Origin of the sequence: Pantoea sp. S18 (genome assembly GCF_045689705.1) — a bacterium.
In the GTDB taxonomy this organism is placed as follows: domain Bacteria; phylum Pseudomonadota; class Gammaproteobacteria; order Enterobacterales; family Enterobacteriaceae; genus Pantoea; species Pantoea symbiotica.
Window position 1 is genome coordinate 4190280 of the sequence record NZ_CP142688.1, and the last position, 12583, is coordinate 4202862.

The 12583-nt window shown below is 52.2% G+C and carries 15 protein-coding genes; 8 read left to right on the top strand and 7 right to left on the bottom strand.

Annotation, left to right across the window (positions count from 1 at the left end; all coding sequences use genetic code 11):
- Positions 1 to 59: 59 nt before the first annotated feature.
- The 3 genes from rpmG to radC all read right to left on the bottom strand — a co-directional run bounded on the left by rpmG (position 60) and on the right by radC (position 1375).
- Positions 60 to 227 carry a 50S ribosomal protein L33 gene (gene rpmG / locus VIJ98_RS19525; protein WP_001051798.1) on the bottom strand — a complete coding sequence of 56 codons (168 nt, stop codon included), beginning with the start codon at positions 225 to 227 and terminating at the stop codon, positions 60 to 62.
- A gap of 11 nt (positions 228 to 238) precedes the next feature.
- Positions 239 to 475 (bottom strand): 50S ribosomal protein L28, encoded by a 237-nt coding sequence (gene rpmB / locus VIJ98_RS19530; protein ID WP_007885297.1) that lies wholly within the window; start codon positions 473 to 475, stop codon positions 239 to 241.
- A gap of 243 nt (positions 476 to 718) precedes the next feature.
- Positions 719 to 1375 (bottom strand): DNA repair protein RadC, encoded by a 657-nt coding sequence (gene radC / locus VIJ98_RS19535; protein WP_091004304.1) that lies wholly within the window; start codon positions 1373 to 1375, stop codon positions 719 to 721.
- Positions 1376 to 1560: 185 nt separating this feature from the next.
- On the opposite strand from radC, the gene coaBC reads away from it, so the two are divergent.
- The 3 genes from coaBC (at position 1561) to slmA (ending at position 3930) form a co-directional block, all read left to right on the top strand.
- Positions 1561 to 2781, top strand: a complete 1221-nt coding sequence (gene coaBC / locus VIJ98_RS19540; protein WP_323275604.1) for a bifunctional phosphopantothenoylcysteine decarboxylase/phosphopantothenate--cysteine ligase CoaBC — start codon at positions 1561 to 1563, stop codon at positions 2779 to 2781.
- Positions 2759 to 3217, top strand: coding sequence for a dUTP diphosphatase (gene dut / locus VIJ98_RS19545; protein ID WP_008109745.1), 459 nt, complete (start codon positions 2759 to 2761; stop codon positions 3215 to 3217). Before coaBC ends, dut begins: the two co-directional genes overlap by 23 nt.
- 116 nt (positions 3218 to 3333) lie before the next feature.
- Positions 3334 to 3930, top strand: coding sequence for a nucleoid occlusion factor SlmA (gene slmA / locus VIJ98_RS19550; RefSeq protein ID WP_008109747.1), 597 nt, complete (start codon positions 3334 to 3336; stop codon positions 3928 to 3930).
- A 153-nt stretch (positions 3931 to 4083) separates the two neighbouring features.
- Here the strand turns inward: slmA and pyrE are convergent, their stop codons facing one another.
- Positions 4084 to 4725: an orotate phosphoribosyltransferase gene (gene pyrE, locus VIJ98_RS19555; RefSeq protein ID WP_008109749.1), complete on the bottom strand. Its 642-nt coding sequence runs from the start codon at positions 4723 to 4725 to the stop codon at positions 4084 to 4086.
- A gap of 49 nt (positions 4726 to 4774) precedes the next feature.
- Positions 4775 to 5491, bottom strand: a complete 717-nt coding sequence (gene rph, locus VIJ98_RS19560; protein ID WP_323275606.1) for a ribonuclease PH — start codon at positions 5489 to 5491, stop codon at positions 4775 to 4777.
- A 144-nt stretch (positions 5492 to 5635) separates the two neighbouring features.
- On the opposite strand from rph, the gene VIJ98_RS19565 reads away from it, so the two are divergent.
- Positions 5636 to 6820 carry a nucleoside transporter C-terminal domain-containing protein gene (locus tag VIJ98_RS19565; protein WP_323275608.1) on the top strand — a complete coding sequence of 395 codons (1185 nt, stop codon included), beginning with the start codon at positions 5636 to 5638 and terminating at the stop codon, positions 6818 to 6820.
- Between the two features lie 31 nt (positions 6821 to 6851).
- Here VIJ98_RS19565 and VIJ98_RS19570 read toward each other — a convergent pair whose 3' ends face one another.
- A complete protein-coding gene (locus tag VIJ98_RS19570; RefSeq protein WP_323275610.1) occupies positions 6852 to 7295 on the bottom strand; it encodes a DUF3574 domain-containing protein in 444 nt (147 codons plus the stop codon).
- 156 nt (positions 7296 to 7451) lie between these two features.
- On the opposite strand from VIJ98_RS19570, the gene VIJ98_RS19575 reads away from it, so the two are divergent.
- Positions 7452 to 8315: a YicC/YloC family endoribonuclease gene (locus VIJ98_RS19575; protein WP_008109755.1), complete on the top strand. Its 864-nt coding sequence runs from the start codon at positions 7452 to 7454 to the stop codon at positions 8313 to 8315.
- Between the two features lie 235 nt (positions 8316 to 8550).
- Positions 8551 to 9081, top strand: coding sequence for a hypothetical protein (locus VIJ98_RS19580; protein WP_154157456.1), 531 nt, complete (start codon positions 8551 to 8553; stop codon positions 9079 to 9081).
- Positions 9082 to 9382: 301 nt separating this feature from the next.
- Here the strand turns inward: VIJ98_RS19580 and VIJ98_RS19585 are convergent, their stop codons facing one another.
- Entirely contained in the window at positions 9383 to 9589 is a 207-nt protein-coding gene (locus VIJ98_RS19585) for a hypothetical protein (RefSeq protein WP_154157457.1), read from the bottom strand.
- Between the two features lie 479 nt (positions 9590 to 10068).
- Between VIJ98_RS19585 and lpxP the strand changes: the two genes are divergently transcribed.
- Both lpxP and VIJ98_RS19595 read left to right on the top strand, forming a co-directional pair.
- Positions 10069 to 10992, top strand: a complete 924-nt coding sequence (gene lpxP / locus VIJ98_RS19590) for a kdo(2)-lipid IV(A) palmitoleoyltransferase (RefSeq protein ID WP_008109757.1) — start codon at positions 10069 to 10071, stop codon at positions 10990 to 10992.
- A 138-nt stretch (positions 10993 to 11130) separates the two neighbouring features.
- A complete protein-coding gene (locus VIJ98_RS19595; RefSeq protein WP_323275612.1) occupies positions 11131 to 12570 on the top strand; it encodes an efflux transporter outer membrane subunit in 1440 nt (479 codons plus the stop codon).
- The last annotated feature ends 13 nt before the right edge of the window (positions 12571 to 12583 follow it).

Sequence of the window (12583 nt, forward strand, 5' to 3'; positions counted from 1 at the left end):
CAACGAATCGCAGAAACAAAAAACCCGGCCGAAGCCGGGTTTTTCACAGAACACTAAAATTACTTAATTTTAGCTTCTTTGTAGATCACGTGCTGACGTACAACCGGATCGAACTTTTTCAGTTCTAATTTCTCTGGTTTAGTACGCTTGTTCTTCGTGGTGGTATAGAAGTGACCTGTACCAGCAGAGGAAACCAGCTTGATCTTCTCACGAATACCTTTAGCCATGATTCAGTTCCTTAGTACTTCTCACCACGGGCGCGGATTTCGGTCAGAACCGTATCGATGCCCTTTTTATCAATAACACGCATACCTTTAGCAGATACACGCAGAGTAACGAAGCGCTTTTCGCTCTCAACCCAGAAACGGTGAGAGTGCAGGTTCGGCAGGAAACGGCGTTTCGTCGCGTTCATTGCGTGGGAACGGTTGTTACCCGTTACCGGACGCTTTCCAGTTACCTGGCAGACTCGTGACATTTCTATTCTCCAAAAATCAAATCAGCTCGAGCTTTAAAAACTAGGTTTTGGCCGCCTCGTCAGGCCTTAGCCCGCCCAGGCGAGTTCCATGTGAACCCGCTAAGCTGGCCCAAACGCCAAACCCGAGATTCTCAAAGGTGGCGTAGTATACGCCGCTCAGCCCGAGTGCTCAAGTCCCGAACAGATAAAGATCCCTCTGGATCGCGCAAAAATGACTCATTTCTGTTCAGTTGAATCGATGAATTACAACCAACCGCGCTCGGCGAAAGAGGTAAACTCGCCGTGACCGATCACCAAATGATCAAGTAAACGGATATTGAGCAGCGCGCAGGCTTGTCCTACTTTTCCGGTAATCTCGCGATCGGCTCGGCTGGGTTCAGCGATGCCCGACGGGTGATTGTGCGCCAGAATCACCGCTGCCGCGTTGAGTTTCAGCGCTTCGCGCACGATTTCGCGCGGATGAACTTCCACGCTGGCAATCGAGCCGGAAAACATCTTCTGCGCCTGCAACACGCGGTGCTGGTTATCAAGGAACAGCGCCATAAACACTTCGCGCTCCTGGTGCGCCAGTACGCTTTGCAGATAATGGCGTGTCACCTGTGGATTCTCCATCACGTTCTCCCGCGCCAGTTGGCTGGCAAAAAACCGTCTTCCCAATTCGGCTATGGCATACAGCTGCGTCATTTTGGCGCTGCCCACACCTTTAATCTGCCCGAGCTCCTCTTTGCTGGCCGTCATAATGCGATAGAGCGAACCAAACTCGTTCAGCATCTGATGCGCCAGCAGCAGCACGCTGGTGCCGCTGATACCGGTGCGCAAAAAAATCGCCAGCAGCTCAGCATCACTCAGCACTTCTGCGCCCATTAACATCAGTTTTTCCCGTGGTGCCAGTTCCGTCATGACCTTCTCCTCCCTGCGTTGCGGCGATTTTGCGCGTCCACCACATTCAGCGCCAGCACGCATTGAACGATTTCAGAGCCGGCTCGCAAAGGCCGCAGGCAGTGAAAAGGCGCGTTGCGGATTTTGTGATAAAGTTGCCTGCATCTGCCGCCCCTGACGCGGCAATCTGCTTTGAGGCGAACAACATGACGGGATTAGCCGGAAAGAAAATTCTGCTGGGCGTGAGCGGCGGCATCGCTGCGTATAAAGCGCCGGAGCTGGTGCGTCGGCTGCGCGATCGCGGCGCTGATGTGCGCGTAATGATGACCGAAGCGGCCAAAGCTTTTATTACCCCGCTGAGCCTGCAGGCGGTTTCCGGTTATCCGGTATTTGATGATTTGCTCGACCCGGCGGCGGAAGCGGCGATGGGCCATATTGAATTGGCAAAATGGGCCGATTTGATTGTGCTGGCGCCGGCAACCGCCGATCTGATTGCCCGCGTGACCGCCGGTATGGCGAATGATTTGGTCACCACCGCGTGCCTGGCAACCGCCGCGCCCATTGCCATCGTCCCGGCCATGAATCAGCAGATGTACCGCGCGGCGATCACGCAAGAGAACCTGCAACGTCTGCATCAGCGCGGCGTGCTGATTTGGGGGCCAGACAGCGGTAGTCAGGCGTGCGGCGATATTGGTCCGGGCCGCATGCTCGATCCACTGGCGATTGTGGCGCACGCGCTGGAGTGGGCTGCGCCCGTCAACGATCTGCAACATCTCAACATTATGATCACCGCCGGTCCAACACGCGAAGCGCTGGACCCGGTGCGTTACATCAGCAATCACAGCTCGGGCAAGATGGGCTTTGCGATTGCGGCTGCGGCAGCAAAACGCGGTGCGAAGGTGACGCTGGTTGCCGGTCCGGTGGCGCTGCCAACGCCAACCGGCGTGCAACGCGTGGACGTCGACAGCGCGCTGGAGATGGAAGCGGCGGTGATGGCGCAAATCCAGCAACAACATATTTTCATTGCCAGCGCAGCCGTGGCAGACTACCGGGCGGCTAACATTGCCGCAGAGAAAATCAAAAAACAGGGTGGCGACGATAGCGTCACGCTGCAGTTGGTGAAGAACCCCGATATTGTCGCAGGCGTGGCGGCGCTGCAGAAAAATCGCCCTTACGTTGTGGGATTTGCTGCCGAAACCCAGAATGTGGAAGAATACGCGCGGCAAAAACGGGTGCGAAAAAACCTGGATCTGATTTGTGCCAACGATGTGGCGCAGGCGGGTCAGGGCTTCAATAGCGACACCAATGCTCTTCACCTTTTTTGGCAGGAAGGAGAAAAAGTCTTACCGCTCAGTGATAAGACGCTCCTTGGCCAACAATTAATAGACGAGATTGTCAGCCGTTATGATGAAAAAAATCGACGTTAAAATTCTTGATGCACGTGTGGGCAACGAATTCCCGCTGCCGACTTATGCAACCTCTGGTTCCGCAGGTCTCGATTTACGCGCCTGCCTGGATGATGCACTGGAAATCGCACCGGGCATGACCACGCTGGTTCCAACCGGACTGGCGATTCACATTGGCGATCCAGGTCTGGCAGCCGTGATTCTGCCGCGCTCCGGTCTTGGCCATAAACATGGCATCGTGCTGGGCAACCTGGTCGGTTTGATCGACTCCGATTATCAGGGCCAATTGATGGTTTCCGTCTGGAACCGTGGCCAGGACAGCTTCACGCTGCAGCCAGGCGACCGTTTGGCACAGCTGGTCTTCGTGCCGGTCGTGCAGGCCGAATTTAACCTGGTGGAAGATTTTGACACCAGCGATCGCGGCGCAGGCGGCTTCGGTCACTCAGGCCGTCAGTAACACGCGACACTTTTCGCTAAGCCATCTTTTTATTTCTTGTCGCCACAGGCCGCTATGTCTGTGGCAGATGAGGCAGTATTGCCTGTTTTTGGTGAATTTCAGGGGTGTTGAAGGTCATGGCAGAAAAAAAAGTCGCGAAACGGAATCGTCGCGAAGAGATTTTGCAGGCGCTGGCGCAAATGCTGGAGTCGGGCGATGGCAGTCAGCGCATCACCACCGCGAAGCTGGCCGCTAATGTCGGCGTGTCGGAAGCGGCGCTTTATCGCCACTTTCCCAGCAAAACGCGCATGTTTGACAGCCTGATCGAGTTTATTGAAGACAGTCTGATTACCCGCATCAATCTGATCCTGAAAGATGAAAAAGAGACGCTGACGCGACTGCGTTTAATCGTGCAGCTGATTCTGGGATTTGGTGAGCGTAATCCGGGGCTGACGCGTATTTTGACCGGCCACGCGCTGATGTTTGAACAGGATCGCCTGCAAGGGCGTATCAACCAGCTGTTCGAACGTATTGAAGTGCAGCTGCGTCAGGTGATGCGCGAGAAAAAAATGCGTGATGGTGAAGGTTTCCAGAACGACGAAACGCTGCTGGCGAGCCAGTTGCTGGCGTTTTGTGAAGGGCTGCTGTCGCGCTATGTGCGCTCGGAGTTTCGTTTTCGTCCAACCGCCGATTTCGAGAGCCGCTGGCCGCTGATGGCTGCGCAGTTGGTTTAATTTTCCAGATCGCTGCCCCTCACCCTAGCCCTCTCCCGCAAGCGGGCGAGGGAACCGATCGGCGCTGTTTGATCGAACATATGGCAGCGTCTCCCTCTCCCGCCTGCGGGAGAGGGTCGGGGTGAGGGACAGCACGCACTGTCCCTCACTTCCTTAAATCCCGTACTCTTTGCGATACGCGCGCACTTTCGCCAGATGGTCAGCCATTTCCGGCTTCTCTTCCAGATAATCAATCAATTCAGCCAGCGTAATAATCGCGGTGACTTTGCATTTATAGTCGCGTTCCACTTCCTGAATCGCCGAAATATCGCTGCGGCCGCGTTCCTGACGATCCAGCGAAATCAGCACGCCCGCTAACGTCGCGTTATGCGCACTGATGATATCCATTGATTCACGAATCGCGGTGCCAGCAGTGATCACATCATCCACCAGCATCACTTTGCCTTGCAGCGGGCTGCCGACCAGCAAACCGCCTTCACCGTGATCTTTGGCTTCTTTGCGGTTAAAGCAGTAAGGCACGTCACGCTCATGATGATCGGCCAACGCTACTGCGGTAGTGGTGGCAATCGGGATGCCTTTATACGCCGGGCCAAACAGCAGGTCGAAATCGACACCGCCATCGACGAGCGCCTGCGCGTAGAAACGACCTAACAGCGCTAAATCGCGACCGGTGTTAAACAGACCGGCATTGAAGAAATAGGGGCTTTTACGTCCCGATTTCAGGGTGAACTCACCAAACTTCAGCACCCCTTTGTTCAGGGCGAATTCAATAAACTGACGCTGCCAGGCTTTCATTTCTCACTCCTCAAATAAAGAAAAGGCGACTCTATGGTCGCCTGTTACATCAATTAGTTAGCGCCGCTTTCTGCGCCTGAATCAACTGCTCAATGCCGCCTCGCGCCAGCGCCAGCAGCTGCAGTAACTCGTCGTGGCTGAAGGGCTCACCTTCTGCGGTACCCTGCACTTCAATCATGCGACCGTCTTCGGTCATCACCACGTTCATGTCAGTTTCTGCGGCGGAATCTTCCACATACTCCAGATCGCACAGCGCTTCACCGCCGACGATACCCACAGAAATCGCCGCCACCATGCCTTTCAGTGGACTGGATTTCAGCTTGCCAGCTGCAACCAGCGCATTCAACGCATCGGCCAGCGCCACGCAGGCACCGGTAATGGATGCGGTACGCGTGCCGCCATCGGCCTGAATCACGTCGCAATCCAGCGTGATGGTGAATTCACCCAGCGCTTCCAAATCCACTGCCGCGCGCAGTGAACGGGCGATCAGACGCTGAATCTCCAGCGTACGGCCACCCTGTTTGCCTTTGGCCGCTTCACGCGCCATGCGGCTGTGGGTAGAACGCGGCAGCATGCCATATTCTGCGGTAATCCAGCCTTGACCTTTGCCTTTGAGGAAACGCGGCACGCTCTCTTCGACGGTTGCGGTGCACAGCACTTTGGTTTCGCCGAACTCAACGAGCACAGAGCCTTCTGCATGTTTGGTGTAGTGACGAGTGAGTGTGACGGGACGTGTTTCAGATGCACTACGGCCTGCTGGACGCATGGTTTCTCTCCGGCTTGCTTAGGTTTGGCTGCGCATTATACGGACTTCAGCTGCGGCTGTCCTGCCCGCGATCGCCACAATCCTGGATGAAATTCTGTGGTGGCTGTGGCTAAATGCGCGTTTCCTCCCTAAAAAAGATAAATGATGATCGCGATACTCCATTTCCTGCTGGCGCTGGTGGTGATCTTTGCCCTTGCGCTATTGGTCAGCCACGACCGCAAACGCATTCGTCCCCGCTTTATTATTCAGCTGCTGATTGTTGAAGCCGCGCTGGGCTGGTTCTTCCTGCATTCGGCGGGCGGCCAATCGGTGGTCTCTGCGGTGGGCGGCTTCTTTGAAACCTTATTAACCTACGCCGCGCAAGGGACCAACTTTGTCTTCGGTAATATGGCGGATCAGGGATTAGCCTTTATTTTCCTCGGCGTGCTCTGCCCGATTGTGTTTATTTCCGCACTGATCGGCATTTTGCAGCACTGGCGCATTCTGCCGCTGCTGATTCGCGCCGTTGGTACTCTGTTGTCGAAAGTGAATGGCATGGGCAAGCTGGAGTCGTTTAACGCTGTCAGCACCTTGATTCTCGGCCAATCGGAGAACTTCATCGCTTATAAAGGCATTCTCGCCGATATCTCTGCGCCGCGTATGTACACCATGGCGGCGACGGCGATGTCGACGGTTTCGCTGTCGATTGTTGGCGCATATATGTCGATGATTGATGCCAAATATGTGGTCGCGGCGCTGCTGCTCAATATGTTCAGCACCTTTATTATCCTCTCGATCATCAATCCAACCCGTCCGGAAAATGAAGAGCAGATTGCGCTGGATAAGCTGCACGAAGATCAGAGCTTCTTTGAGATGCTGGGCGAATACATCCTCGCCGGTTTTAAAGTGGCGATGATCATCATGGCGATGCTGATTGGTTTTATCGCGTTAATTGCGGCGATCAATGCGCTATTTTCTGCGGTATTTGGCTACAGCTTCCAGCAGCTACTCGGCTACGTTTTCTATCCGTTTGCGTGGCTGGTTGGCATTCCCTCCGCTGATGCCTTGCAGGCGGCGAGTATTATGGCCACCAAACTGGTGGCGAATGAATTTGTCGCGATGATCGAGCTGAAGAAAGTGGCGGCTGAGATGACGCCGCGCGGACTGGGGATTCTGTCGGTGTTCCTGGTTTCGTTCGCTAACTTCGCCTCAATCGGCATCGTTGCCGGTGCGATTAAAGGCCTGAACGAGAAACAGGGCAATGTGGTTTCACGCTTTGGCTGGAAGCTGGTGTATGGCTCCACGCTGGTGAGCTTGCTTTCGGCCGCATTCGCCGGGCTGTTTATCTGATAACGCATGGCGGCTACGTGGCCGCCATTTTTTAAAACGCCACGCACACCAGTGAATCAACCCGCATCACCGATTCCTGCTCAAAGCGCTTTTTATACACGTCACGCAGCTTATTGATACTCTCAGAACTCGCTAAATCCGGATTGTGAATCAGCATCAGCGCTTTGCTGTTTTCCCGCGCCAGCTTGCCGTTCTCGCCCAGCCACTGCCCTTTTGCGTCATATACCGATAAACCGTCTTTGAAACGCGGCGTCACATCGTTATCAACAAACTGCTGCCATTCGCTGCTGCTAACGATGCCACCTTTCGGTTTGTTCATGCCAAACCACAGAGTGGTTTGCATCATCACGTCACCTGATCCGCATACCGCGACCGGCGCAGTGTTGGGCGGGATCTGTTGCGTTGCTGTCGACGGTGCCTGACAACCCGCGAGCAGTAAGGTTAATAGAGCAGAAAGAGCCAGAGAGCGGAACATCACTTCATCCTTTTAAGCGAACCAGCGCTAAGCATAAGTGTCTGTCGGCAAAAGGGGTAATTTTTTGTTATTCAAGCTTAAGTGCGCTTATGCCTGTTAGCGTCGAGGCTGCCTCGCTATACTTCACCCAACATTTCTGAAAAAGAGAAGACGACTATGATCCGCAGTATGACCGCTTACGCCCGCCGCGAAGCCAAAGGCCACTGGGGCAGCGCCGCCTGGGAAATCCGTTCGGTTAACCAGCGCTATCTGGAAACCTATATCCGCCTACCGGAGCAATTTCGTGGTCTGGAGCCGGTAATCCGCGAGCGCATCCGCAATCGTCTGACGCGCGGTAAAATCGAGTGCAACCTGCGTTATGACGCCGATGCCAGCGCGCAAGGCGAACTGCAGCTGAATGAATCGCTGGCCAAGCAGCTGGTGCAGGCCGCCAACTGGGTGAAGATGCAGAGTGATGAAGGCGCGATTAATCCGCTGGATATTCTGCGCTGGCCGGGCGTGATGTCCGCGCAAGAGCAGGATCTCGACGCTATTAACGCTGAACTGCTGGTGGCGCTGGATGGCGCATTGGATGACTTTATCGAAGCGCGTGAAAGCGAAGGTACCGCGCTGAAAGCGATGATTGAACAGCGTCTGGAAGGCGTATCGAACGAAGTCAGCAAAGTGCGCGCGCAGATGCCGGAAGTGATCAAATGGCAGCGCGAGCGTCTGGTGACCAAGCTGGAAGAAGCCGAAGTGCAGCTGGAAAATAATCGCCTCGAGCAAGAGCTGGTAATGATGGCGCAGCGCACCGATGTTTCAGAAGAGCTGGATCGTCTGGATGCGCACGTTAAAGAGACCTACAACATCCTGAAAAAGAAAGAAGCCGTTGGCCGCCGCCTCGACTTTATGATGCAGGAGTTCAACCGCGAATCGAACACGCTGGCTTCGAAATCGATTAACGCTGAGATCACTACATCAGCGATTGAGCTGAAAGTGTTGATTGAGCAGATGCGTGAGCAGATTCAGAACATCGAATAGTTTTTGCTGATGGTCACGGTTGATAATAAAGCCCGCATCGCGGGCTTTATTATTTTGTAAAAAGACAGGTAAGGAAATATTTTAAAACAGTAACAATAAATACTCACAACGTTGAGAACCGTCTCAAATGCTCACGACATCCCCACATTAAAATATTGTTTACTTTTAATCGAAAAAAACCTTCCTATAATCGACACATCTTCACGCCTTTTTTATAGAACCAAGACCATTAACAATGATGCAACGAATGAAAAAATGTGCAGTTACAATGCTTATGATATTTTTTTCGACTTTTTTAGCTACTCTTGTAACGATCGGAATAGCTGAAACAGATATCCTATTTAACTTAATCGAGAAAAATATACCTTATGAAGTAGCCGATAAACTTACTCAATCATTCTGGGGAGCCAGACCAGAACATGCGTATAGTAGAATCCATACCATAATTTGTTTATTTATCTTATTTACCACCAGCGGATTAATCTACTCAACATTAAAAACATGCATCAAAAGATACCGATACAAGGAGATAATTCGCGTTAAGACATTTGCTTTTGAAAGCTTAGTGATTATGATTAAACCTGTATATTTCTTCTTCCTGATGTATCTTTATTTTTACTTTTTACCGCAGAGAATTTTCGATGGTTATATCGATCATGCTTTATTAGGGTTTCTGATAACATCGCTCTTTGCAGTAGCCATCCCTATTGCCATTTACTCGATCACAAAAGTATTTTTAAAATCTTATGTTTTGCAAAAAAATTAACTCATTAAAAATAGATTTTCTAGCTCGCTCTACTTTAATTTAAAACACCTCCACTTAAAAAAGCATTTTTTTATTTGATCGTCCTGCTGGACTAATTCGTAGCGACGCTGGTCAATCTGATACTGCTACAACTGTGGGTATTTGATGATGCCGCGCTAGCGGTGAAATCCAGTGTGAGCTGCTGGCTCAAGGCGAGGCTAAGTGGTGTTGCATTGAGCAACTGGCCACGGCTGTTTTTGGTAGGGATTATGTTGGCATTTGAGAAGCGGTAATGCCTTGCAAGGTTTCAACACTACAAAGATTACCCCTCAATAAAACGCGCTGGTTTTGGTGGCAGACAGAGAATCGCCCGATCGTTGTCGGCGTGGCCGATTAAACAAGGTGAATCGCCATCAATAATCTGTCCATGAAAGGTTACACGTCCGTTATCATCGGCGGCCATCGCTGACGCATTAAAGAGTGAGAATCCGATAACTAAAGCTGAAGTTTCAATAATGACTTTCCTCATGCGATCCTTATTAGCCTCACCAGCAACCACATAAAGCTATGATTTATAAATACTTTTTATAATTCTTTTTTTTATGCGTGAAAAAAACCGAGATCAACCATTAACGAATGCAGGGATTGTCTTAAAGAGTTTAAGCTAGCCTGATTGAGACAAATTTTTAGCCATTAGCGTAAAAATAGTGTCAGCAATGATATAAAATCATTTCTGCCGCGCATTTAAGCGCGCAAACAGCATGAGAAAACTGCACTCAACACTGTGATTAAATCTTTGTTAGAATTGAAAAATATCCATCAGATAGCCATTAACCTGCTAATAGTCGCCTCATCAATGATTTCCTTTAATCTTAAAGATTGTGGAGATCGCGTTTCTTTGACGGCACTATTTGTTAATCTACTGGTCGTAATTAGAACAGTTGTACCGCCAGGAACTCATGGACTCTCTTCTTAGTGCGATACATTTTCTCCCGACATGAAGGCGTTATGACGAAATCCAGGCAGTTCCGTTCCAAACTTCTGCATCCCCGCTATTGGTTTACCTGGTTTGGGCTAGGTGTGCTGTGGCTGCTGGTGCAACTTCCTTACCCCATTTTGATCCGGCTTGGCGCGGGCGCTGGCAAATTGTCACGTCACTTCCTCAAGCGTCGCGAACGCATCACTCGTCGCAATATCGAGCTGTGCTTCCCTAATATTGATGAAGAGAAGAAAGAAGCGATGATCGCCGGCAACTTCGAATCACTGGGAATGGCGCTGGCAGAAACCGGCATTGCCTGGTTCTGGTCCGATGCGCGCGTACGTCGCTACTTCAAAGTCAGCGGACTCGAAAACCTGCAGCACGCGCAAAGCCACCAGCGCGGCGTGATGGTTATTGGTGTGCACTTCATGTCGCTGGAGCTGGGCGGCCGCATTACCGGTTTATGCCAGCCAATGATGGCGATGTATCGTCCGCACAACAATCAGGCGATGGAGTGGGCACAGACCAAAGGTCGCATGCGCTCAAATAAGGCGATGATCGACCGCCGCGATTTGCGCGGCATGGTGCAGGCGCTGAAAAAAGGCGAAGCGGTCTGGTTCGCACCGGATCAGGATTACGGCCCGAAAGGCAGCGTGTTTGCCCCGCTGTTTGCGGTTAAACAAGCGGCGACTACCAATGGCACCTTTGTGCTTTCTCGTCTGGCGAAACCGGCGATGTTAACCATCGTGCTGATTCGCAATCAGGACAAGAGCGGTTATCAGCTGATCATTCAGCCAGAACTGGAAAATTATCCGTATGAAGATGAGGCCGCCGCCGCTGCTTACATGAATCGCGTTATCGAGAAAGAAATTCTGCGTGCACCCGATCAATATCTGTGGCTGCACCGTCGCTTTAAAACCCGCCCGCCGGGTGAAGCATCTCTTTATATCTAATCTCTTGATGCAGCAGGTTTTCGCCTGCTGCTCATTTTCCCAGCTCACATTTAACAACCATTCTTAACGAAAAACAGGTTTGTCAAAATCTGTCCTGCCTCTTGTAATGGTCGCCTCCTCCTCTCTTTGACCAGAACCATGACACAGCACTTTCATTGCAAATTTCTCGCGCTGGCCGTTGCCACTGCGCTGCTGGCCAGTTGTGCCAATTCACACGGCTTACACACCAAAAACACGCTACTCGATGCCAACACTCTGCAAGCCAATCAATCCCTAAAAGATGCGCACTTCAGCGCCGCGAATTGGCCGAAGAGCGAATGGTGGCAAAGTTTTAACGATGCTCAACTCAATCGACTGATTAATGATGCGATGGCTTCCAGCCCGGATTTGCAGGTGGTCAACGCGCAGGCGGATAAAGCCAATGCACAGGTGATTGCCGCCGATGCCGAGCGCTATCCGGATGTCGATCTCAACGCTGGCATTACGCGCTCGCGCGTGGCAAAAGTGGATGATCCGCTGCTGGAGGGCAAGAGCTACAGCACGCTGCGCACCGCTAACGTTGGATTGAGCTACACCTTTGATTTGTGGGGCGGCAAAAAAGATGCCGCTGAAGCCGCGCTGGGGCAAGCACGCGCCAGCGAGTTGGATCGTCAGGCTAGCCAGTTAACGTTGGCTGCGAACGTGACGCGAGCATGGAACAACCTTAATCTCGCCTGGAATAATGCAGAACTGGCACAGCAGAATCTTGAGCGGGCTGCGGGTATCGCCAAAATTCAGCAGCAATATGTCAGCGCCGGGCTCACTTCCGATTATCAATATAAGCAGGCGCTGTCGCAGCAAAAAACGGCGCAAGCCGGAGTGACTGAAGCCAAACAAGATGTCACCGATGCCGGTATTCAGCTTTCGATATTGATTGGTAAAGGCCCGGATTACTGGCACCAGTTAAAACCGGCGCAGATGAATGTGCCGGTCGCCGCAATGCTGCCAAACACCATCCCGGCAGAACTGCTGGGACGTCGTCCTGATGTAGTGGCCGCGCGTTGGCGCGTTGAAGCGGCATCGAAACAAATCGCCGCCAGCAAAACCGAGTTCTATCCCAACATCAATCTGGTGGCTGAAGCCGGCACCAAATCCCTGCTCGGCGATGCTTTCCTCGGCGCGCCAAGTCGTTTCTTTAACGTGGGCCCGAGCCTGTCGTTGCCGATCTTTGACGCGGGCAAACGTCGCGCTGATTTAGCCGAGAGCGACGCCAACTGGGATCTGGCGGTGGCGCAGTACAATAAGCTGCTGATCAGTTCATTAGGTAATATCAGCGATACCATCACGCAGCTGCAGTCGATTCAGGATCAGCTGGCGCAGCAGGAAAGCGCCAACCAGCTGATTCACAGTGCGTGGGATGATTTGCATCGCGAATACGCGGCGGGCCTGCGTCCGTATCTGGATGTGCTGACAATCCAAAATCAGCTGATTGAATCCGACCAGAAACTGGTAACGCTGAAGGCACAACAGATTAACCTTGCGGTAGTGTTGATTGAGGATTTGGGCGGCGGATTCCAGAGCGGCAGCTCTCAAGTTTGAAAAGGTCGCCATG